The following is a 21,135-nucleotide window of genomic DNA, read 5'->3' as shown; positions in this document are numbered from 1 at the left end:
AAAGTTAGAATTTTTGGTCTAACAGTTTGGAATCACTACATGATTGAGGTGTTTTTTTGATAGGCACGCCCGTTAGCCCACTTTTTAGAGTTGAAAAAAATCCTTAGGTGACCTATAGTGAAAAGGAGTAAAGCACGGGTATAGAGTGCCGCGCGATTGATAGTCATTTCAAAATAAAAGAGATCATGTGATCCAAAAAGGAGAAAGCCCTATGAAAGAGCAGCCGATAACCATTGGATTCCCCTTAAGAGGTGAGTGGCTTGCGCCGACTACACCAGCCGAGAAGATTCCTAGCCATGGTACCGATCGAATGGGGTTGCGTTATGCCTTTGATTTTTTACAAGTTAATTTTGAGGGGAAAACCAAAGCTTTTCATAATCGAAGCTTTCTGCGCTATTTCTTCTTAGGGGTTCCGCTGGAGAGCTGTTATTGTTGGGGCGAAAAAATCTATGCGCCTTGTGATGGCGAAGTAATTGTTGCAAGAGATGGCTATCGGGAACGGAAAATCGTTCACTGGATCAGAGATTTTTCGATCGCTGTAAAAAATGGTTTGTTTTTTAATGAACAAAAAGATGATTATCAACAAATAGCTGGAAACTACATTGTGATAAAAGCTTCTGAGGGCGTTTATATGGCATTTGTCCATCTACAAAATGGATCTGTCAATGTTTCCGTAGGACAAAACATCACCAAAGGGATGGTGATCGGAAGCGTTGGCCATTCAGGAAATTCGACTTCGCCTCATCTGCATTTTCAAGTGATGGACACAAGTGATATCGCCCATGCAAAAGGTCTTCCTTGCCGCTTTCAAGAATATGAAGTGTACCAAGCAAGGGGATGGACAAAGGTGCAGAATCGGATACCAGGAAGTACGGATCGGATACGATTGTTGAAGGAATACTAAGGACCAGTTTTGAAACATTGCATCAGGGCTTGTAGGACGCTCAAAAGAAAAAACGTTTAAAAGTCTTTGGACTTCTTTTATGCATGTAAAATAATCTTAGGCTTTCAAAATTTGTGAAGAAAATGAAATGCAAGGAGAACAAATGAATCATTTACCCAATATCCTTACCACTACTCGACTGATTCTCGCACCACTTTTACTATTCCTTCAGCCAATGTCTGGCTGGTTTTGGCTGCTCTATTCCTATTGTTTTGTAAGCGACCTCGTTGATGGGCTGCTTGCAAGAAGGTTGAATCTTACGAGTGAGGTGGGTGCCTTACTAGATAGTTTCGCAGATGTAAGCTTTTTTCTCGCAGTTTTTCTTTCTTTTCTACCACAGCTGTTGGCGGTACATACGCTTTGGGTCTGGCTACTAGTGAATGCTATGATTCGTTTTGTCAGTTATCTGATTGGCTATGTAAAATATCGGTCTTTTAGTAGTCTGCATACATGGCTCAACAAAGCAGTCGGATTTCTTTTATGTATTTTCCCGTTGTTGCTCATCATGTTCCATGAAAAAATTGTTATCTTGATTTTGGGGACCATCGCCACTGTTTCCGCATTAGAAGAATTGCTGATAACGATCCTCTCAAAAAATCTGGATAGAAATCAAAAATCGATATTCGAAAGTTTTAAGTAAGGCGCCTCTATCATTGAGGGCCTTTTTTTGCGTATTCACCGCTAATAGACTTTTAAAAGACCCTTCAAAAACAATTTTAAAAATAACATTGAAAACAATTTTTAATGGTATTATGCTTATCTTTGAAGGGAGGCTTCACAAATGAATAGACAAGAACTGCATGCATGTATCAGTAAAAACCAGCCTAATATTTGCCAAATTGCTGCCTACCAAAATGGAAAGGAAGTTTACACGGATGAATGGCATGAGTATAAGCCAGAGGATACTTGCCACCTTATGTCCGCTACGAAAAGTATCGTTTCTCTACTAGTTGGGATAGCGATCGATCAAGGTGTCATCCGGAGTGTCAATGACAAAGTACTCGATTATTTTCCAGACTATCAAGTAAAACGGGGCGAAAAAACGATTCAGGATATTACGATCAAACACCTATTAACGATGCGAGCCCCGTATAAATGCAAAGGTGATCCATGGACAAAGGTTTGTTCGAGTGACGACTGGACCAGCGCCTCGCTTGATTTATTGGGAGGAAGAAAAGGAGTGACAAATGAATTCAATTATCAAACCGTTTGTCTGCAAATCCTCACTGGTTTGTTAGCGAAAGCTTCTGGAATGACGACCGTTGATTATGCGAACCATTATTTATTTCGACCTCTTGGTGTAGCCGAACTGACCAATTATTATGCGGAAACGGCACAAGAGCATAAGCACTTTACGATGAGCAAGGCACCAAAAAAACCGGTTTGGTTTTGCGATCCTTTAAATATTGGCACTGCAGGTTACGGGCTTTGTCTTTCAGCAAAAGATTTAGCCAAAATCGGTGAGCTATGCTTGAACCAAGGCATCCATCAAGGACAACAAGTGATTTCTTCACAATGGCTCACTGAAATGGTCAATCCGCTAGAGACAAACATAGAGAAATTTCAAAATATGAGTTATGGGTATTTATGGTGGATCTTGGATGCTGAGAAAAGCACCTATGCCGCCATCGGCAATAGTGGAAATGTCCTTTATATTGATCCCGAATCAGAGACTGTTATCGCCATTACGGCGTATTTTAAGCCAACTGTCTTTGATCGCATCGACTTTATCGAGACAGAGCTAAAACCGTTCCTTTTGCACTAATGAGCGTTAAGAAAAAGCAGTCTGCTGTCAAAAGTTGATTGCTTTTTTTGTAGACGAAAGCTTAATGATCCCTTTTGTGACTATGGCAGGCAGGTGACCTACTGATAAAGCTCGGCTGCTAGCCTTTTTATGAAATTATAATTTAGCAATTTGATCCCGCAGGTAGGAGGCTAAATCAATAATAAACGGAAGATAAATGAGAAATGAATAAAATGACCAAACTATCAACGACGTAAACTTGGTATACTATAATTGAGAAGAAAATCACAAGTGAAAGGAGCGGTCGGGGTGTTTTCAGAAATCAGTATCTATCAAGTGAAACCCAGTAGTGTTGAGACCTTTGAAGCAGTCATGCAGGAAGCAACAGAGGCAATGAAGGCCATGGAGGGGGCTTTGTTCTTTCGATTAATGAAACGAACCCATTACATCAAAGAAATGAGGACCATCAAGGAAGGTCGCCTGCCAGATCCATTGACGAGAGTCATAAAATGTGTGAAATATGCTCACTATTGGGAGTTTGATAGCGAAGAAAATTATGGCAAAGCTCAAAAAAAGTTGTATGAAAGTTACTGGAAAGCAATGGAGAAATGTTTGATCGTTCCCCACGACAAACTATTGGGGGAAGTTCTTGAGTGCTCGCTTTAGTACCAAATGCTCTCCTGCTGAACGGACTTTTTGTTGCAACTGTTAAGAAAGGACAGGGTAGAAATACAACGGACGTTAAAAAAGTCATTTGAACGGTTGAATGGAGAACTGTTAGTTTTTTTTTAAACGCTCTATTACTTGATGGAATCTAAAAGGAGGAAGCCCCGATGGCACAGGTTGCTTTTCATAATTCGTACAAATTAAAAAAAGGCGTTTCAACAGCGGAATTTGTTCGTGTCGTTGAACAATTAAACCGAGAATACATTTCCAAACAAAGAGGATACCTTTCTTTTGAATTATTCGTAGATGGAGAAACTTGGGCGGACATCACCAAGTTCGAAACGAAAGAAGATGCGGAAACATTTGCCCGATGCGGCACGCCTAATGCCTTTGCACAAAAGTTTTATTCATTCATCAATCTAAACAGTTGCACCTCTCACCTATACACCATTAAAAAAACGTTCCAATAACTAGCCACTATGGAATGAACAGCTCAAAAAACAATTCATATGAAAAGAGGAACTTCTTATGACAAAACCAGCAGAATGGTATCAAGGAAAAGTCGGTCGGGCAGAACATTTGGTCTATTTAAATAAGGAAGCCAAAGAGCTTGAGAAACTGATTCACGGTGACAAAACAATGATCATTCGGGGGGCAGCCGGCAGAAAATCACCTTTAGGAGGAAGAGCCAAAATCAACGATCTTGTGTATTTTGTGGAGACCGGCGGCGATTTGACCATCACTCATCGGGGCAGCATTGCCAACGTGATTGAATCTGAAAAGATGACGAAAGAAGAATCCATAGATTTTGTAAAACGCTATGAAAAAGAGTTGAATTTATCGAAAAAACAAGTCGATCGTTGGGCAGGGAAAAAGTATCTAGCGGTCTATGAAATCGCTGAATTAGAAGAAATAACACCATTTCAGTACAATCGTGACAAAAATATGGATGATTGGGTCATCACAGATGATATCAACAAAATCAAATTGTAACGTAGCGAAAACCTTAAAAAACGAAGCGCAAAGGAGTTGAGTGGAAGGATGGAAGGCAAAAAGCAATTGTTTCGAGACAAAAACGTGAAACCAACAGAGCAGCTGATTGCAGAATCTTTGGGTGAAGGATATGTCATTTATCAACGTTTTATCGAAACCCTTGAAAACGAGGGCATCTCTCTTATGGATTGGCGCTATTACCAAGATGGAAAAGCGTGGTTGTCCAAAGGCGAATACAAATGGACAACGACTCGTGGAACGAATAAAGTAAAACCAATTTTTTGGCTCTCGATGTGGGAGGACTTCTTCAAAGTCTCTTTTCACTTTAGCGAGAAAGTCCGAACACAGTTATTGTCTTTACCAATCAGTGAAGAGACAAAGGAAACCATTCATAAGGCGCTAACTAATGGCACGAAAATGAAGTTTTTTTCTGTGATTTTTGATGTCGCTAATCCATCACTCTTTGAAGATATCACCGAATTGATCGTGTTCAAAAAAAGTAAATAAAGTAAGAGTATGTTTATTTAACTTGGATAGTCTGATTTTATTACATCTATCAAAAAGGAATCTTTGTTATAGTTTACCCATTTTTTAGGTTAAGAAAAGTAAAAGTCAATCAGAAGACTCTAAGTTTATCGCCTTTCCTCTGATTGGGTTTTAATATAAGTGACTCTTGGGAAAACCAACGCTAATTTTGATTAGATTATCGGATAAAATTCACAATGAAATAAATTTTACTCGCTAAATATGCTATTATGGGTAAAATATGCTTTAATTACTTTTGAATTGATGGAAGACACATTGGAAAAGGAGAAAAGACAAATGACTATTCAACGAATCACAGCTTGCGTTCAAGTCAAAGGAGACTATCAGAAGTGTTATCATTTTTATACGGAAAAAGTTGGTTTGGTACCAACTTATGGCGATGAGTCAGGTCCTTATACAAGCTTTGCATCGAAGAAAGAGGAGGCGCCTTTTTTTGGTATGTTCCAAGTGGATGCCGTGATCGATCAAATGGAGGGCTATCCGATTTCGGATAATCGGATTTCATCTGATACGCTTTCGGCAACGTTTCACACCACGGATTTTGAAGAAGATTATACGAGAATGAACAATGCTGGTGTAGTGTTTGAAGTGAGTAAAACCGTTTTGGGGGAAGGGGACCAAGCTTTTCATATTGCCTATTTCCGCGATCCAGAAGGAAATTTGCTAAGCTTGGAGGATGGCGGTGTCTAAAGAGTTCACATACAAAAAGAATCAGAAGAAAACGTAAAGAAAGATTTATCTCATAATTGTTTTGAGATAAATCTTTTTTTATTTGAAATCATTCCTCTATAAAGCGTTCCTTCATCCGCTCCAAGAAAAGTCCAGAGGCTTTTGAAAAAACTTGGGTGTTCTTCCAAATGACTGCAAGATCTGATTCAAGAGTGGGACTCAATTTTCTAAAGCATAAAGGACTGTCAGGGGTGAAGTTGATTAATTTGTCGAGGGTCAATGCATAGCCGACGCCTTCTTCAACCAATTTTGACGCATTGTACACGAGATTATACGTGGCAACGACAGTCAATTTGTTCATGTCTTTTTTCAACCATTTAGAAAGCTCACTGCTGACCAGACTTTGTCGTGAAGTAATCAAGGGAACCTCCCAGAGATCCTTTGGTGTGATGACTTCGTTACTACCAAGGGGACTGTCTTTTCGCATCAAGACGCCCCAGGTGTCTCTGGCAGGTAAGCGCAAGGAATGGTATTTTTTGACGTCGACGGGGCTGATCACGACGCCAAAATCCAACAATCCTTTGTCCAACCGTTCTTTGACCTCGTCAGCATTGCCGCTAAATAAATGAAATTTGACGTTAGGGTACTCAACTTGAATCTCCTTGATGATTTTTCCCAACAGCTGGATCACGTAGGTTTCTCCAGCACCGATCGACACGTTACCGGCAATCGTATCTCGAGGCGACAAAAATTCAGAACGGGTCTTTTCTAACAATTCTACAATTTCTTCCGCCCGCTTACGAAACAAGAGGCCATCTTCCGTCAGCGTAATTTTGCGATTGCCTCTGGTGAACAGCGTGACACCTAATTCTTTTTCTAACTCCATTAACTGTCGTGACAGGGATGGTTGCGAGAGATGCAGATGTTTTGCGGCAGCTGAAATCGTTTCTTTTTCTGCAACTGCTAGAAACGTGGTTAAACTTTTTAATTCCATAGGTCTATACTCCTTTTTCTATGCTATATATGAATAGTTAGGTATTTAACATTAGTATTTTACATAGAAAGATGCGGCAAGTACAATAGGTTTATCCAAAAATAGCTCAAGCGATCAAGAAAAAACGATCATCCAGACCTTGATCATTTGAAAAACATTGGAGAATCGCCCTAAGGTACAGGATAGTTGACCGAGAAAGAAGGCGAATGAAATGAAAAAATGGCAAAAGAAGGCCCTTGTGTCTTTAGTTGTGCTGGCACCGTTGGTTTTAGGTGCTTGTAGCAGCAATAATGAGGAGACGAATGAAGAGCCGCAAGCCAGCTCAGGAGGAGAAACGATGACAGAAAATGTTTCATTGACAGATGAATGGGATAAAGTTTTCCCAGAAAGTGACACGGTGAATCACCGAAAAGTGACTTTCCAGAATCGTTACGGGATCACTTTAGTTGCGGATCTTTATGAACCAATTGATGCGCAAGGACCACTTCCAGCAATCGCCGTTAGCGGACTTTTTGGAGCAGTCAAAGAGCAGACATCTGGTCTATATGCTCAAACGATGGCAGAGCGTGGTTTTGTTACGATCGCTTTTGATCCGTCCTATACAGGTGAAAGCGGTGGCGAACCACGCTATGTGGCTTCACCAGACATTAATACAGAAGATTTTCAAGCAGCCGTCGATTTTCTATCTGTCCAAGAAAACGTAGATGAAGAAAGAATCGGTTTGATCGGGATTTGTGGCTGGGGTGGTCTAGCTTTGAATGCCGCAGCCATCGATACCCGTGTGAAAGCGACTGTTTCTGCCACCATGTATGACATGTCGCGAGTCAATGCTCAAGGGTATTTTGATGAAATGGGGGCTGAAGGACGCCATGAATTGCGCCAGCAGCTGAACGCCCAACGTACAGTTGATTTTGCCAATGGCAGCTACGAACGAGCAGGTGGGGTACCAGATACACTGCCAGAAGATGCGCCGGTCTTTATGCAGGATTACTTTGATTATTACAAAACAGAACGAGGCTACCACGAACGTTCCTTGAACTCTAATGATGGTTGGAATGTCACGTCTTCGCTGTCATTCTTAAATATGCCACTTTTGTCTTACATTGATGAGATCCAAAGCGCCGTTTTATTGCTTCATGGAGAAGAAGCCCACTCACTTTACTTCAGTCAAGACGCTTTTGAGCAATTGCAAGGTGATAACAAAGAGCTGACAGTCATTCCTAATGCTTCGCATGTTGATCTATACGACCAAACAGAGGTGATTCCTTTTGACCAAATGACCGAATTCTTCCAAGAGCATTTGAATTAAACAGCAACAACCAGCTGCACGACTGTTCAGTCCCATATCTTCTGCTGAGCAGTCGTATTTTAGAAAATAAGCATTCCGTTGCCCGCCGCTACATCGAATCATCAGCAGAAAGGAGCGAAGCCATGTTGATAAAACTCATCCCTGCTGTCTTGCTGTTCCTACTAAGTGCCTGTGGGACAAGTGGAACAGAGGAGAGGCATGCGCTGTCTGCCAGCGAAACTTCCTCTGAAGCAAGTCAGGATCATGATCAACCGACGATTGAATCAGCAACAGCTGTCGTCATTACGGTTGGTCAACAGGATTTTATAGCGAAGTTTTATGAAAATGAGGCGTCTAAACACCTAATAAATCAAATGCCCTTCACGTTGACAATGAGTGACTTGAACAACAACGAGAAATATTATCGTTTTTCTGAGAATTTGCCAGAAATGACTACAGAACGGCCGGAGATCATTCACGCAGGAGAAATCATGAGCTGGAATAGTCATACGTTGGTGCTGTTTTATCAGACCTTTACCAATTCTTATGGTGGCTATAGTCGTATCGGCGTTATTGAAGATCCAGCAGGCTTAAGAGAAGCAATGGGGGAAGAGGACGTGGAGGTTGTCTTTTCGCTAGAAAATACTCGTGAGTAACGAATGATTAGGAGAAAAACAAATGACGATCGATCAATTAAACAAACTTATGGCAAGTGGTGAACCCTTACTTGCCGGTTCGCAAGCTTCAAAACAAATGGTGGCTTTGAGTGCTGAGGCGAGAAAATTGACCATGAAAATCAATACGGTTTATCATGAACCTCATGAATTACAAGAACTTTTTGCCCAATTGACTGGGAAAGCAGTTGAACCGACATTTTCGCTTTTTCCGCCTTTTTATACAGATTATGGCAAAAACATCCAAATTGGTAAAGGGGTGTTTCTTAACGCCGGTTGTCATTTTCAAGACCAAGGAGGGATCACGATCGGTGATGGTACCCTAATTGGGCATAACGTTGTTCTAGCTACCTTGAATCATGGCCTTCACCCTGAAGATCGTAGCACGCTTTATCCAGCACCCATTACGATTGGGAAGAATGTCTGGATTGGCTCAAATGCAACGATCGTTGCGGGTGTGACCGTCGGTGACCATGCGATCATTGCTGCTGGGGCAGTGGTGACCAAAGATGTCGCTGAACGCACGATCGTGGCTGGTGTACCTGCAAACTATGTCAAAGAGGTCACTGAGTAAGCACAATAGCAATGAGTAAGAAAAAAACTGCTGTTCGCCTTGTCGCTTTTGAAGCGATGAAGACGAACAGCAGTTTTCTTATTCTTGAGGCGGCTCGCTCGTATTGGAACCGGCGAAGTTTTCGATCAACGATTTCACATCAAGACCAAGGGTTTCTTTCAAAGTCTCTTGTGTGGTCGATAAGAGATTGGTGGCGTAATTGGTGACACGATTGGCACCACCGCCTTCACCTGATCCTGTATCAACGACCGAAATTTTATCGATATTGCCTAATGGGGCGGCAGCCTCTTTGACTAATTGCGGCATGATCTCAACGATCATGCTAAGGATCGCTGCTTCATCATATTTCTTGAAGGCTTCAGCGATTTTTTCCTTCGTTTCAGCTTCCGCCGTTCCTTTCGCCAAGGTCGTCTCGGCTTCTGCCAAACCAATCAGACGAATTTTATCGGCTTCAGCTTTTGCCAACGACTCTGTTCGAAACTTCTCAGCTTCAGTGGTTGCTAACGCAGACGCTTTTTTCGCTAATGCTTCTTGTTCAAGCGCATAACGATCGGCATCGGCTTTTTTCTTGATCTCAGAATCAAATTGGCGTTCTCGACGCAAGATTTCTTTTTCTTCCAATTCGATTTGTTTTTGTCGTTCAACGACTTCGACTTCAATCTCTTGTTCTCGGACTTTTTGTTTCATGATGGCACTTTGCAGATGATAGGCTTGATCGGCATCGGCTTTGGCGATGTCTTGTTCTTTCTTATAAAGCGCCAACTTCAATTCTTTTTCCTTCAATGCTTCAGCGATTTCGGTCATGCGTTTTGATTCCGCTGTTTGCGATTCTTGTTCCGATTGGGCTTTTTTGATGCGGGTTTCTTTCAGCGCTTCGGCTTCCGCAATTTCAGCATCCCGTTTGACTTGGGCGATTCTAGGTTTTCCAAGAGAATCTAAATAGCCATTTTTGTCTCGTACTTCTTTGATCGTAAAGGAGACAATGATCAAGCCCATTTTCGCTAGATCGACAGAGGCCACTTCTTGCACGCTTTGGCTGAATTTGTCGCGATTTTGATAGATTTCTTCGACGGTCATCGAACCAAGGATCGAACGCAGGTGACCTTCCAAGACTTCTCGTGCCTCATTTTCTAATTCTTCACGGGTTTTTCCTAGAAACTGTTCCGCTGCCGTTGCGATTTCTTCTACGGATGAGCCAATCTTGATAATGGAAGTTCCATCACACATAACGGGAACTCCTTGTTCCGTATATACTTCTGGTGTTGAAACATCCAGCTTGCTGGAAAGTAAGCTGATTCGGTTTGATCGTTGGAACACTGGCAAAACAAAGGCTCCGCCACCACGCACGATTTTGATTTTGTTATTGCTCTCATCCGCATGAACATTTTTGTTGCCAAGGTAACTTCCGCTGATAATCAACGCTTCATCGGGCTTGGCTGTTTGATATTTCGTGACAAAGATGATCAAAAGCATCAGTAAAATGAACGCCACGATTGCGATCGGAAAGACAATTGGTGATAAGAAAATATCCATAGATGCACCTCTTTAGTGATTTATTTTAGTTGCCCAAAAATTTTTCTGTATAGGGAACGACGTAGCAAATACGCTCTTTGACTTCAATAATCAACACTTTTGATCCTGCTGCTAATGGTTCATCGATAGGTTGAAAAGCCGAGGCTGGACGATTACTTGAACCAGTGACACTTGTGAGTTGAATTTCACCCATTCCTTCACAAGGAATCGGCGTCAGCACCGTTGCGATTCGACCTTCAAAGTCTTTCTCGGAACTCGAAAGCGTCGCTTCAGCATTCCTCATGGGAATCAGCACGTAAAAATTCAAGAGAAAAACGAGCCCTGTAGAAAGACAACCGCTACCAATGAAAAGCATCATCGAATAGCCTGGGAAAATAGTTTCCCCTAAGTAACCGAAAAGACTCGTAAAGGCAAACCAGGGGATGATCAACATCGGATCAATTGGACCATCAAAATCGAAGATATCGCCAAACAGAAGCAGCAAAAAGGCTAAAATGGCACAGCCAATCAATACATACAAATAAATCTGATCAGGTGCGTAAGTGTGCAGCACGTATCCACCTCCTTTCAAATAGAGTGATTTGTAAGAACAATGAAAGCTAAGAAACAATCGAAAGAAGAACGAGGGAAGGAAAAGAACGGAATAGGTGTTCTGTTATAATTATACCAATAAATAATAAAAAAAATTAAATAAAATAGTAAAATTGAACAAATAGTACAACAAAGGGAGGTTTATTTTTTTGAAAGAGCCAATCAAAAATCAGCTTTTTTTCATCAGCCATTGACAAACCAGGAAAATCCAAGTAGATTAAATCAGGGTACTAGAAAAAGGCAAAATTAGCTGCAGATGATTTGAATCGTAAGAGGCAGCTTTTATTTTCTATTACCATAGATCGAAGGTAGTTGTTCGCAAACATAAAAGAAGTCAGGAACACTTCTTTTCAACCGACAGTATTGCTAAGAAATAGAGGTGGAATCGATGGATCAAAAAGAAAAAATGTTAGAACTAATCAAGAAAAAACAAGGCGGCGGCCGTTCAAAAAAAATGGAATCCCCAAAAAACGATCGAAAAAACATGCGTAAAGGCCCGAAAATTTATAATAAGTAAGGCGATGCATTAGAAACATGAAATGGTTGATGAAAAAAAGAGAGAAGGACAGGATTTCTGTCTTTCTCTCTTTTTTATTTACTCTTGAGAATCCACGTACAACTCACTCAAAGCTGGCAGATCATGGACTTGGTATTTTGCTTTAAAAGCTGCGATTTCTTCAGCGCTGAAGCGGTTCGGATCAAGTTTCAGTTCTTCGACAGGAAGAGGGCGTTCGTTAGCGATCTTGACATCGATCACCACAGGTCCGTGGCTTTCTTTAGCTTGTGTAAAGACGGATGCTAATTCTTCTTCCTTCGTTACCGTGAAGCCTTTCGCACCCAATGCTTCCCCAACTTTACCAAAATCAGCACCGGCTAATTGGACACCGAACTTGGTTTGCTCGGTATCTTCTTGCTCCGCTTCGATGAAGCCGAATGAGTCATTGGAAAAGACCACGTTGATGATTGGCAAATCATATTTCACTTGGGTGATGATGTCTTGCATTTGCATCGCAAAACCGCCATCCCCACTAAAGGTAAATACTTGGCGATTCGGATAGCTCAATTGAGCTGCGATCCCACCAGGTACACCATTGCCCATTGTCGCAAACCAGCCAGACGTTGTGAAACGCTGTTCACCCGTCATTTCTAAATGACGGATACTGTGAATCGTCACATTACCGACATCCGTGACAAACAGGGCATCAGGAGCTGCAATCCGGTTGATTTCTCGATAGACAGGTTCAGGACGCAAAGGAACTTGCGAATCATGGTAAAAACGATGGCGCCATTCATGCCAATTGCGACAGTTTTCTTGATTGGCTTTTAACCAAGCATCTGCAGGACGAGGGGCTGCCATCTCTGTCCATTTTCTAAGAGCGGTCGCACCATCTCCTAAAACGGAGACATCCGTCTGATGACGACGACCAAATTTCGAGGCGTCGATATCAACTTGGACAAAGTTGGCACCAGGATTGAAAAAGCGGCGGCCAAAAGGGAAGTCACTGCCGACAAAAACGATGAGATCGGCTTCTGCCAAAGCTTCATTGGCAGGTTTTGTCGCCACCCGTCCAGCAAATCCAAGAAAGTTTTCATAAAGATCAGGCACGATGCCTTTGGCTAAGACAGAAGATGCGATAGGCATCGAGAAATGCTTAGAAAAAGCATCGATGGCATCAAAATGACCAAAGAGACCTTGTCCGATATAAAGGACGGGTTTTTTTGCTTGTTCAAAATAAGGAAGGGCAGCCTGTAAATCCTCTTCATCAGGCTGGAGAACACCTGTCTTATGATTTTTTGCGGTTGCAATCTCCTGTTTGTCGATTTCTGCAAACCCGTAATCGACCGGGATCGTTACCACAGCGACTCCTTTAAATTTGTAGGCTGCTTTAATGGCTTCGTCCACCACGTGGGGCAAACTTTCAGGGGACATGACCGTGCGATTGTAGATACTGACATCAGCGAACATCGGATTTTCATTCATTTCTTGAAAATCATTGTAGTTCATCGAGCTCGAAGCTACTTGTCCTAACAAGGCAACGACGGGCACGTTATCCATTTGAGCATCATATAAGCCATTGATCAAATGGGTGGCACCCGGACCAGCAGAACCAAAAACCGCACCGACTTTTCCCGTTAGCTTGGCATCAGCCGCTGCTGCCAGCGCACCTGCTTCTTCATGACGTACTTGAATATACTTGACCGATTGCCGTTCATGGTACAAAGCATCCATCGTTGAGTTGAAAGAGCCACCGGGGATTCCATAGATATGGTCGATGCCCCAAGCTTCAAAAACCTTGATCATTGCTATACCAGCATTGATTTTTGTCATTTTCTTCACTCGCTTTCTCTGTTGTCATTCGTTCTCTTTTAAGTATAAACGTTTCTCAAAAAGACAACAAAGAATGCGCCTTCTGTCACAAGGCGCAGTGAAAGACTTATTTTAGGAAATGAACGACTCAGTTGCGCAGCTCTTGCACGAATCGGCTGGCGATCTCTTTTGGTCGGGTGATGGCACCACCAACCACGATACCCGTCACACCCATATCTTGGATTTTCTTTGCTTGTTTCGGGGTGTGGATCTTGCCTTCGGCTATCACTGGAACCTTTGCCGCAACCAATTGCTGGATCAATTGATAATCTGGTTCGTCAATGGTGGGACTATTCGCCGTATAGCCGGACAAAGTTGTACCAACAAAATCGACGCCCGCTTCAAAGGCATTGATGCCTTCCTCATAGGTGGCGATATCTGCCATGAGTAGTTGATGGGGATAAAGAGTTTTGATTTGTTTGATAAAGGCATTGACCGTCAAGCCATCGTGACGTTTGCGCAAGGTGCAGTCCAAAGCGATCACCGCAATCTGTAAAGCTGCTAATTCGTGCACCTCTTTGATGGTCGCTGTGATAAATGGTTCTTCAGGTGGATAGTCTTTTTTGATGATTCCGATGATCGGCAGATCAACAGCGGCTTGGATTTCGCGAATATCGCGAACGGAATTGGCACGGATGCCAACAGCTCCAGCTTCTTGAGCTGCTTTTGCCAATAGGGGCATGACACCGCCGTTTTCGGTATACAAGGGTTCTCCAGGCAATGCTTGACAAGAAACAATCAACCCGCCCTTGATTTGTTGGGTAAAGACTTCTTTTTCCATTTATATGACACTTCCCATTCTACTAAAGGTTCGTTTCTCCCTTCGACTATATCATGAGGTTTTTTGCTTGTAAATGAATCAACACCTCTTTGAATCAAAGGCAAGACATTCAAAAAACGTGCAGCAAGCATCATTGTCATGGATACTTGCTGCACGTAACGAATAGGCTAGGCAGATTTTTTATTCTGCTTGTTTTGACGTGCATTGCTTGAACTTTTCAAAATCGATCGTTTGATTAGCAGGCAGCACTTCGTATTGCAATCGTTCTGTTTCTTCATCGTGAATGATATGGAGGATTTTTCCTTCGTCATCTACTGGTCCCAGACTGATGATCGTAAAGCGTTCATTGATGACTTCTAAATTTTGTAAAACCCCAGAAAACACTTTGCGAATATGATGGGCGGTTTTGATTTTTTTGTCCGCTTTTTCAACAGCCTTGGCCAACGTAAAGCCTTCATCTAAAAACGTTTTGATCATTTCCACTTTGACGACCGTGGGCAGTCGGTATTTTCGTGGGGCATTTTCTTCTTGTGGGACCGATTGAATAAATCCTTTTTGTTCCCAATAACGCAATTGGCGAGGGGAGATATCACACATTTGGCTAAGTTCGCTGATGCCGACCAACAAGTTTTCATTATCAACGAGTTTTCGAAAAAGATGAGACATACGGACTCCATTCTTGTAAAGGTATTTGTTAATATTGTAACTTGTTTTACTTTTATGTCAAGTAGGTTGACAAATTTCAGGGAAAGATTTAAAGTAAAGAAGGTTTTATGAAAAATATACTGAAAAGAGTGTGAAATATGTCAACGAGTCGTCCTTTAGATATCTACGGCAAACCTTACAACCGTTCCTTACTGGTCATGGTTTTGCTGATCGGTACGTTTTGTACTGTTTTGAACCAAACATTGTTAACAACGGCTTTTCCAACTTTGATGGATGCCTTTGACATCTCAGCATCTGATGTTCAATGGCTGACCACTGGTTTCTTGCTGGTCAATGGGATCATGATCCCGATCACCGCATGGCTGATCAACAAGTTCAGCTCGAGAAGTCTTTACTTAACGGCAATGAGCATCTTCCTTGCAGGAACGATCGCTTGTTTTGCTGCACCGAACTTTTCTACATTATTGATTGGCCGCTTAGTGCAAGCTGCCGGTGTAGGGATCTCGATGCCGCTTTTGCAAAATATCATGTTGTCGATCTTCCCACCAGAAAAACGCGGTTCAGCCATGGGCATGTCAGGAATCGTTATTGGGTTAGCACCAGCCTTAGGCCCAACGTTATCTGGTTGGATCATTGATCATTATGACTGGCGCTATTTGTTCGGAATGGTCATTCCGATCGTCGTTTTAGTCTTAGTCTTAGCGCTCTTTCTAATGAAGAGTGTGATTGAATTGTCGCATCCGAAAATCGATCTGTTCTCAGCGATTTTATCAACCCTTGGTTTTGGTACATTGCTCTATGGCTTTTCAAGCGTCGGCGACAAAGGGTGGGGCAGTATGGAAGTAATCGGTTTTCTAGCAGCCGGTGTCTTTTTCATTGCTTTCTTTGCATGGCGTCAATTGCACATTGAGCATCCGTTCTTAGAGTTGCGCGTGTTCAAATCAACGACCTTTACCTTGGCGTCGATCCTTTCAGGGGTCACGAATATGGCGATGATCGGTGCTGAAATGGTTCTCCCATTGTATATCCAAAACATTCGTGGTGAGTCAGCGTTTCATTCAGGATTGATGTTATTGCCAGGTGCGTTGATCATGGGGATCATGATGCCGATCACTGGTGCGATCTTTGATAAGTATGGTGCAAAACGTTTAGCTATCACCGGGATGTTTATCTTGACTGCCGCAACCTTACCATTTGCTTTCTTAACAAAAGATACACCGATTTTGCATATCATCATTCTTTATGGGATTCGGATGTTCGGGATCTCAATGGTGATGATGCCAGTAACGACTTCAGGAATGAATGCCTTACCTGGTCATTTGATCAGTCACGGTACCGCGGTAAACAATACGTTCCGTCAAGTAGCCAGCTCAATTGGTACGGCTATCTTGATCAGTGTCTTGACAAACGTCACTAAGGGCAACTTGCCAAGTGATTCTTTGCTGGATGCAACGCCTTTGGCATACAAAGAAAAAGCAATCGAAGCGACTTTATCTGGCTACCATGCCGCCTTTTATGTGGCAGCGGTCTTTAGCTTCTTAGGATTCTTGATCGCCTTCTCCTTAAAGAAAAAAGAACCGCGATTGACGGTTCTTGAAGGAGGTGCGGACAAATGATCTTGCTTTTGATCGTTCTTAGCGTATTAGGGTTTGCGGTACTGAATGTCTTTGCCAAAAACAAGCTGCAAACAGGTTTATCATTGGTCTTAGGTCTAGTCTTCGTGGCAAGTGTCGTCGCACTGATGGCCAATTTGACCTATCATTTTGGAATGGAAAAAGAAACGACTGCTAAAACAACCCCACTGGTTTCTAGTGCCGATAACGAGAATTTTGATTTGCTATTGTATCAGCCATTAGGAGATGGTACGGAAAAAATCTACCTATATAAAACGGATGCTGATCAAGAGGAACCAAAACAAACCGGTACTGATAAAGTGACTAATGTTGTGGAAACAGGGGCTGATTCAGCTCAATTAGAAACAAAAACGACGCGCTGGGTTTATAAAAGTGACCTATCACGCTTCTTGTTCGGGATCGCTGATAACGATGGCCAATATGTCAGCCGTACCAATACGTTCTCATTGCCAGATTCATGGGAAGTCTTGAGTGTGGATCAAGCAAAAAAACTGGCTTCTTTAGCGAAAGAACAAGCAGACACTATGAAAACACAAGGACAAGCCTATGTCCAAGAAAAAATGCAAGCTGCATTAATGGCTGATCCAACTATGGATGAGGCAGCCCAAAAAGCAAAAATCGCTGAATTGACAGAAGCTTATCAAAAAGAAGCGATGGCAAAATTACTAGAAGAAGCAAAAAAGTAAAAACGAGCAGATAGTCAGGGGATGGAAGAATCAAATCGGATTCTTCTGTCCCTTTTTATATGGAACGTGATACTTTTGAAAAACGGCTACCACCAAAAAAAATCCCACACACTAGAAGTGAGTGGGATTTTCTTTAGTCAAATGAGCACGCGGCAATGCGGTCGAAAGCTTCTTTTAACAAGTCCAACGATTGGGTGGCAGCTAAGCGAACATAGCCATCGCCGGTCGTTTCTCCAAAGGCTTTCCCAGGGATCATCAGCACACTGGTTTCCTTTAATAATTTCTCGACAAAGCTGACAGAGTCCAACCCCGTTTGTTTAATGTTGATGAAGGCATACATGCTTCCTTTGACTGGGGATAAGGAAAGGAAGGGGATCTCAGCAACCCGTTGTTCAATGTAGGTCAGTCGTTCCTTAAAGACAGCAACCACTTGCGGCACGAGGGTATCATAGTGATTCAATGCGTAAATACCTGCCCGTTGTGAAGGAGTTGGTGCCGAATAGGCGATCGACTCATTGATCAGTTTTGCCGTAAGATTGATCGATTCAGGTGCGATCATGTAACCGATCCGCCAGCCTGTCATGGCAAAGGCTTTTGAGAAACTGCTGAATGTGATGGTGTTCTCAGGTGCGAAGGCTGCCATCGGTACAAAGGTGTCATCAAAGCAAAAGGCTTCATAGACTTCATCTGAGAGGATTAGTAAGTCATGTTCAATGGCAACTGCTGCGATTTTTTCAAAAGTTTCTGGAGAAAAAACAGCACCAGTAGGATTGTTGGGTGAATTGATAATGATTGCCCGGGTTTTCTCAGTGATAGCGGCCTTTAAAACCTCGACGTCGATTTGAAAGCCATCTTTTTCAAAGGTCGGAATAAAGACTGGCACACCACCGACTAGTTCGACTTGTTGTTTGTAAGGCGAAAAGTACGGTTCGTGAATAATCACTTCATCACCGGGATCAATGATGGCAGCCAAAGCTAAGTACATGCCATGCAATGCACCGACAGTTCCTCGTACTTGGCTAGGAGAAAAAGTAAGCTGGTATTGCTTTTGATAAAAATCAACGACGGTTTGGATAAAATCAGCACTGCCGTCTGAAGCGGTGTATTTTGTATGACCCGCTTTGACGTCAGCAAAAGCTGCATCAATGATTGTCGCATCTGTAATCAAATCAGGATCACCAATCGACAAATCAATCAAATTTGGGGTTTTCTTCGCAAGAGTGGCGATCTCCATTAAAAGATTTTCTTCTGGTTGTAAAAAACGTTCTGCAATCAACGGACGGTTCATTTTGTCATCTCCAATTTCTATAAAACTTTGCTTAAAAAATCCTGTGTCCGCGCATTTTGCGGATGCTCAAAGATCTGTTCTGGTGTTCCTTGTTCTTGAATGATACCGTCAGCCATAAAGATGACACGATCGGCGACTTCTTTTGCGAAGCCCATTTCGTGGGTAACGACGACCATCGTCATGCCTTTTTCTGCCAAAGCTTGCATGACCGTCAACACTTCTCCAACCATTTCTGGGTCCAATGCTGAGGTTGGTTCGTCAAAGAGCATTACATCAGGATCCATTGCCAACGCTCTAGCAATCGCCACCCGTTGCTGCTGCCCGCCAGAAAGGCTAGAGGGGTAACTATCCGCTTTTTCAGCTAAGCCAACTTGCTCCAGCAATCCTTTCGCTGTCTCTTCGGCAGCAGCTTGCTCTTGCTGTTTGACTTTGATCGGGCTGATAGTCAGATTTTCTAACACCGTTTTATGAGGGAATAAATTGAAGCTTTGAAAGACCATTCCCATTTTTTGACGAATCTGATCGATTTTCACCCCTTTTGCCAATAAATCATTGCCTTCGAAGGTGATTTTCCCACCAGTCGGCTGTTCAAGTAGATTCAAGCAGCGTAAGAAAGTACTTTTCCCACTTCCTGAGGGTCCGATGATCACAACGACTTCACCAGGTGTCACTTCAAGATCGATTTCTTTTAAGACGGTATTCTCGCCAAATGTTTTCACTAATTTTTCAACTTTAATCACTAGTTTTCATTCTCCTTTCAGCAACACCCAATAGACGTGAGAGGGCGAAGGTCAATACAAAGTAGATCAATGATACGATAACGTATGGTAAAAATGGTTTGAAGCTGGCCCCTTGAACGACGCCTGTTTGGAAAATCAGTTCAGACACACCGATTACCGATACGACCGAAGACTCTTTGATGACCGTGACAAATTCATTTCCTAAAGCAGGCAAGATGTTTTTGATGGCTTGCGGGAAAATGATGAAGCGCATCGCTTGGATCTGATTCATGCCTAATGAACGAGCGGCTTCCAGCTGTCCTTTATTGACGGCATTGATCCCAGCACGAATGATTTCTGCCACATAGGCGGCACTGTTTAGTGCTAAGGCAATACAGCCAGCAGCTAACTTCGACAGCTCTAAGCCTAACACGCCTGTTCCAAAGTATACAATAAATATTTGTACTAACAAAGGTGTTCCCCGAACATATTCAATATAGACAGCGGCAATGACTTTCAATGCTTTTGACTTAGAAAGCTTCATAAAGGCTAACAAGCTGCCACCGATAGAGCCGAATAATACCCCAACCAAGGCTAGGAAGATCGTATAGCCAGTTCCAGTGATGTAAAAAGGCAGATATTTTTCCCAAAAGCTTTGCTCTTCATCGATCGTGCCTTCTTCGGTAAACATCAATCGATAGGCATCTTCTTTGTATTGGCTTAAAAGATCATTACTAATGATAGTTTCAATGGAGGAATTGAGTTTTTCCAGTAAAACTGGCGCTTCTTTCGAGATGGCGATCGCGGTCTCCTTCACGCCGTTTTCAAACGTGACATTTTCGGCTAATGCCAAGGTATCATTCGCCGTCACATAAGCTTCGGCGACGGGACCTTCCATCACGATCGCATCGATCTTGCGTGATTTTAGATTGGTGATCAAATCAGGCACCCTTTGCAAAGAGGTGACGGTCGAGCCAGTCAATTCTGTATTTGCCAGCTCTTCTTGTGTGGTTTGTCGTTGTGCACCGACAGCTACACCATCAAAATCAGCCGTCGATTGGAAACGATCCGCATCTTCTGCTCGAACCAGGACGGTCTGTTGGACTTCCATATAGGTATCAGTGAAATTGACTTCTTTACGGCGCTCATCCGTAGCAGCCATCCCAGAGATGACGACATCGATTTTACCCGTTTTTAGAGCCCCTAACAGCGCGTCGAACCCAAGCTCCTCAATTTTCAGATCGACCCCTAAGTCATCTGCAATTTTTTGGGCAATCGAGATATCGATCCCCACGATTTCATTTTTTCCATCAACATTGGCACGGAATTCATATGGTGCATAATCGGCAGATAAACCCACGACCAATACACCATTTTCTTTGACTTTTTCATAGATTGGATCGGTTTCTTCTGCATGTGCTTGTCCGACAAAGAAAAACGGCAGCAACGCTGTGATGATCCCCAATAAAACAGTACCCTTACTAAACCTTTTCATGTAAACGCCCCTTTAACTTTTTCTGTGCATCTATTAAAAATGCAAATAATAACTAATAAATGTATAAAAATACATATAAGTGATAGAAACTATCATAGCATAACATCAGTTGAAGTCAATAAGTCAGAGAAAAAAAGTCAAAAATTGTTGTAGAGCGTAAAACCATTTATTCAAATTATTTGCAATCCAAGGAAGAACAAAGTGGAGAAGGAACAGCAGCCATTTTCTATACACATCTATTTGAAAGGATGCTTAGAAAATAACGGATAGTGAAGAAAGAAAG

At 42.4% G+C, this 21,135-nt stretch carries 23 protein-coding genes; 14 read left to right on the top strand and 9 right to left on the bottom strand.

Going from position 1 to position 21,135, the window contains the following annotated elements:
- Nucleotides 1–211: 211 nt before the first annotated feature.
- The 8 genes from A5878_RS09595 (at nt 212) to A5878_RS09560 (ending at nt 5,582) form a co-directional block, all read left to right on the top strand.
- Nucleotides 212–904 (top strand): M23 family metallopeptidase, encoded by a 693-nt coding sequence (locus A5878_RS09595; protein WP_074535242.1) that lies wholly within the window; start codon nt 212–214, stop codon nt 902–904.
- 127 nt (nt 905–1,031) lie between these two features.
- Nucleotides 1,032–1,583, top strand: a complete 552-nt coding sequence (locus A5878_RS09590) for a CDP-alcohol phosphatidyltransferase family protein (protein ID WP_086295487.1) — start codon at nt 1,032–1,034, stop codon at nt 1,581–1,583.
- A gap of 141 nt (nt 1,584–1,724) precedes the next feature.
- On the top strand, nt 1,725–2,708 hold the full coding sequence (locus tag A5878_RS09585; protein ID WP_074535244.1) for a serine hydrolase: 984 nt from the start codon (nt 1,725–1,727) through the stop codon (nt 2,706–2,708).
- A 270-nt stretch (nt 2,709–2,978) separates the two neighbouring features.
- A complete protein-coding gene (locus tag A5878_RS09580) occupies nt 2,979–3,353 on the top strand; it encodes a hypothetical protein (RefSeq protein ID WP_005230091.1) in 375 nt (124 codons plus the stop codon).
- Between the two features lie 167 nt (nt 3,354–3,520).
- Complete coding sequence (locus A5878_RS09575; RefSeq protein WP_074535245.1) at nt 3,521–3,823, top strand: antibiotic biosynthesis monooxygenase; 303 nt, start codon at nt 3,521–3,523, stop codon at nt 3,821–3,823.
- Between the two features lie 58 nt (nt 3,824–3,881).
- Nucleotides 3,882–4,346, top strand: a complete 465-nt coding sequence (locus A5878_RS09570) for a hypothetical protein (protein ID WP_074535246.1) — start codon at nt 3,882–3,884, stop codon at nt 4,344–4,346.
- A gap of 48 nt (nt 4,347–4,394) precedes the next feature.
- On the top strand, nt 4,395–4,853 hold the full coding sequence (locus A5878_RS09565) for a DUF3788 family protein (RefSeq protein WP_081116907.1): 459 nt from the start codon (nt 4,395–4,397) through the stop codon (nt 4,851–4,853).
- A gap of 315 nt (nt 4,854–5,168) precedes the next feature.
- Nucleotides 5,169–5,582 (top strand): VOC family protein, encoded by a 414-nt coding sequence (locus A5878_RS09560; protein WP_034858575.1) that lies wholly within the window; start codon nt 5,169–5,171, stop codon nt 5,580–5,582.
- An 88-nt stretch (nt 5,583–5,670) separates the two neighbouring features.
- On the opposite strand, the gene A5878_RS09555 is transcribed toward A5878_RS09560, so the two are convergent.
- Nucleotides 5,671–6,555 (bottom strand): LysR family transcriptional regulator, encoded by an 885-nt coding sequence (locus A5878_RS09555; RefSeq protein ID WP_086295484.1) that lies wholly within the window; start codon nt 6,553–6,555, stop codon nt 5,671–5,673.
- Between the two features lie 211 nt (nt 6,556–6,766).
- Here A5878_RS09555 and A5878_RS09550 point away from each other — a divergent pair, with 211 nt between their 5' ends.
- From A5878_RS09550 to A5878_RS09540, 3 genes are all read left to right on the top strand, one after another.
- A complete protein-coding gene (locus A5878_RS09550) occupies nt 6,767–7,864 on the top strand; it encodes an alpha/beta hydrolase (RefSeq protein ID WP_086295482.1) in 1,098 nt (365 codons plus the stop codon).
- A 122-nt stretch (nt 7,865–7,986) separates the two neighbouring features.
- On the top strand, nt 7,987–8,499 hold the full coding sequence (locus A5878_RS09545; RefSeq protein ID WP_074535250.1) for a cyclophilin-like fold protein: 513 nt from the start codon (nt 7,987–7,989) through the stop codon (nt 8,497–8,499).
- A gap of 22 nt (nt 8,500–8,521) precedes the next feature.
- Nucleotides 8,522–9,091, top strand: coding sequence for a sugar O-acetyltransferase (locus tag A5878_RS09540; RefSeq protein WP_074535251.1), 570 nt, complete (start codon nt 8,522–8,524; stop codon nt 9,089–9,091).
- Nucleotides 9,092–9,169: 78 nt separating this feature from the next.
- Here the strand turns inward: A5878_RS09540 and A5878_RS09535 are convergent, their stop codons facing one another.
- Nucleotides 9,170–10,624, bottom strand: a complete 1,455-nt coding sequence (locus tag A5878_RS09535) for a flotillin family protein (RefSeq protein ID WP_086295480.1) — start codon at nt 10,622–10,624, stop codon at nt 9,170–9,172.
- Nucleotides 10,625–10,649: 25 nt separating this feature from the next.
- Nucleotides 10,650–11,195 carry an NfeD family protein gene (locus A5878_RS09530; RefSeq protein WP_081116908.1) on the bottom strand — a complete coding sequence of 182 codons (546 nt, stop codon included), beginning with the start codon at nt 11,193–11,195 and terminating at the stop codon, nt 10,650–10,652.
- 408 nt (nt 11,196–11,603) lie between these two features.
- Here A5878_RS09530 and A5878_RS17695 point away from each other — a divergent pair, with 408 nt between their 5' ends.
- The gene (locus A5878_RS17695) at nt 11,604–11,732 is read left to right on the top strand and encodes a hypothetical protein (protein ID WP_005236316.1); all 129 of its coding nucleotides are present in this window, start codon (nt 11,604–11,606) and stop codon (nt 11,730–11,732) included.
- Nucleotides 11,733–11,810: 78 nt separating this feature from the next.
- Here the strand turns inward: A5878_RS17695 and spxB are convergent, their stop codons facing one another.
- The 3 genes from spxB to A5878_RS09510 all read right to left on the bottom strand — a co-directional run bounded on the left by spxB (nt 11,811) and on the right by A5878_RS09510 (nt 15,030).
- Nucleotides 11,811–13,544 carry a pyruvate oxidase gene (gene spxB, locus A5878_RS09525; protein ID WP_074535253.1) on the bottom strand — a complete coding sequence of 578 codons (1,734 nt, stop codon included), beginning with the start codon at nt 13,542–13,544 and terminating at the stop codon, nt 11,811–11,813.
- A 127-nt stretch (nt 13,545–13,671) separates the two neighbouring features.
- Nucleotides 13,672–14,364: an N-acetylmannosamine-6-phosphate 2-epimerase gene (locus tag A5878_RS09520; protein ID WP_015509858.1), complete on the bottom strand. Its 693-nt coding sequence runs from the start codon at nt 14,362–14,364 to the stop codon at nt 13,672–13,674.
- 180 nt (nt 14,365–14,544) lie between these two features.
- A complete protein-coding gene (locus A5878_RS09510) occupies nt 14,545–15,030 on the bottom strand; it encodes a MerR family transcriptional regulator (RefSeq protein WP_005230125.1) in 486 nt (161 codons plus the stop codon).
- Between the two features lie 137 nt (nt 15,031–15,167).
- On the opposite strand from A5878_RS09510, the gene A5878_RS09505 reads away from it, so the two are divergent.
- Nucleotides 15,168–16,646 (top strand): MDR family MFS transporter, encoded by a 1,479-nt coding sequence (locus A5878_RS09505; RefSeq protein WP_010749631.1) that lies wholly within the window; start codon nt 15,168–15,170, stop codon nt 16,644–16,646.
- Nucleotides 16,643–17,350, top strand: a complete 708-nt coding sequence (locus tag A5878_RS09500; protein ID WP_005230129.1) for a DUF4811 domain-containing protein — start codon at nt 16,643–16,645, stop codon at nt 17,348–17,350. Before A5878_RS09505 ends, A5878_RS09500 begins: the two co-directional genes overlap by 4 nt.
- A gap of 133 nt (nt 17,351–17,483) precedes the next feature.
- Here the strand turns inward: A5878_RS09500 and A5878_RS09495 are convergent, their stop codons facing one another.
- The 3 genes from A5878_RS09495 to A5878_RS09485 are packed head-to-tail and all read right to left on the bottom strand — an operon-like array spanning nt 17,484 to nt 20,852.
- Nucleotides 17,484–18,638 (bottom strand): pyridoxal phosphate-dependent aminotransferase, encoded by a 1,155-nt coding sequence (locus A5878_RS09495; RefSeq protein ID WP_074535255.1) that lies wholly within the window; start codon nt 18,636–18,638, stop codon nt 17,484–17,486.
- Nucleotides 18,639–18,655: 17 nt separating this feature from the next.
- The gene (locus A5878_RS09490) at nt 18,656–19,378 is read right to left on the bottom strand and encodes an amino acid ABC transporter ATP-binding protein (RefSeq protein ID WP_005230134.1); all 723 of its coding nucleotides are present in this window, start codon (nt 19,376–19,378) and stop codon (nt 18,656–18,658) included.
- Nucleotides 19,371–20,852 carry an ABC transporter permease subunit gene (locus tag A5878_RS09485; RefSeq protein ID WP_005230136.1) on the bottom strand — a complete coding sequence of 494 codons (1,482 nt, stop codon included), beginning with the start codon at nt 20,850–20,852 and terminating at the stop codon, nt 19,371–19,373. The genes A5878_RS09490 and A5878_RS09485 overlap by 8 nt, the downstream gene beginning before the upstream one ends.
- Between the last annotated feature and the right edge of the window lie 283 nt (nt 20,853–21,135).

The organism is Enterococcus sp. 3G6_DIV0642 (genome assembly GCF_002140635.1).
Classification (GTDB): Bacteria; Bacillota; Bacilli; order Lactobacillales; family Enterococcaceae; genus Enterococcus_D; species Enterococcus_D casseliflavus.
The sequence above is the reverse complement of the archived record's forward strand: the minus strand, read 5'-3'. Positions and strand labels throughout refer to the sequence as shown.

Coding starts and splice junctions, on each gene's coding strand:
- A5878_RS09495 (WP_074535255.1), bottom strand. CDS start 18,638: ATGAACCGTCCGTTGATTGCAGAACGTTTTTTACAACCAGAAGAAAAT.
- A5878_RS09500 (WP_005230129.1), top strand. CDS start 16,643: ATGATCTTGCTTTTGATCGTTCTTAGCGTATTAGGGTTTGCGGTACTG.
- A5878_RS09555 (WP_086295484.1), bottom strand. CDS start 6,555: ATGGAATTAAAAAGTTTAACCACGTTTCTAGCAGTTGCAGAAAAAGAA.
- A5878_RS09595 (WP_074535242.1), top strand. CDS start 212: ATGAAAGAGCAGCCGATAACCATTGGATTCCCCTTAAGAGGTGAGTGG.
- A5878_RS09540 (WP_074535251.1), top strand. CDS start 8,522: ATGACGATCGATCAATTAAACAAACTTATGGCAAGTGGTGAACCCTTA.
- A5878_RS09575 (WP_074535245.1), top strand. CDS start 3,521: ATGGCACAGGTTGCTTTTCATAATTCGTACAAATTAAAAAAAGGCGTT.
- A5878_RS09505 (WP_010749631.1), top strand. CDS start 15,168: ATGTCAACGAGTCGTCCTTTAGATATCTACGGCAAACCTTACAACCGT.
- A5878_RS09585 (WP_074535244.1), top strand. CDS start 1,725: ATGAATAGACAAGAACTGCATGCATGTATCAGTAAAAACCAGCCTAAT.
- A5878_RS09485 (WP_005230136.1), bottom strand. CDS start 20,852: ATGAAAAGGTTTAGTAAGGGTACTGTTTTATTGGGGATCATCACAGCG.
- spxB (WP_074535253.1), bottom strand. CDS start 13,544: ATGACAAAAATCAATGCTGGTATAGCAATGATCAAGGTTTTTGAAGCT.
- A5878_RS09510 (WP_005230125.1), bottom strand. CDS start 15,030: ATGTCTCATCTTTTTCGAAAACTCGTTGATAATGAAAACTTGTTGGTC.
- A5878_RS09590 (WP_086295487.1), top strand. CDS start 1,032: ATGCAAGGAGAACAAATGAATCATTTACCCAATATCCTTACCACTACT.
- A5878_RS09550 (WP_086295482.1), top strand. CDS start 6,767: ATGAAAAAATGGCAAAAGAAGGCCCTTGTGTCTTTAGTTGTGCTGGCA.
- A5878_RS09520 (WP_015509858.1), bottom strand. CDS start 14,364: ATGGAAAAAGAAGTCTTTACCCAACAAATCAAGGGCGGGTTGATTGTT.
- A5878_RS09560 (WP_034858575.1), top strand. CDS start 5,169: ATGACTATTCAACGAATCACAGCTTGCGTTCAAGTCAAAGGAGACTAT.
- A5878_RS09570 (WP_074535246.1), top strand. CDS start 3,882: ATGACAAAACCAGCAGAATGGTATCAAGGAAAAGTCGGTCGGGCAGAA.
- A5878_RS09565 (WP_081116907.1), top strand. CDS start 4,395: ATGGAAGGCAAAAAGCAATTGTTTCGAGACAAAAACGTGAAACCAACA.
- A5878_RS17695 (WP_005236316.1), top strand. CDS start 11,604: ATGGATCAAAAAGAAAAAATGTTAGAACTAATCAAGAAAAAACAAGGC.
- A5878_RS09545 (WP_074535250.1), top strand. CDS start 7,987: ATGTTGATAAAACTCATCCCTGCTGTCTTGCTGTTCCTACTAAGTGCC.
- A5878_RS09535 (WP_086295480.1), bottom strand. CDS start 10,624: ATGGATATTTTCTTATCACCAATTGTCTTTCCGATCGCAATCGTGGCG.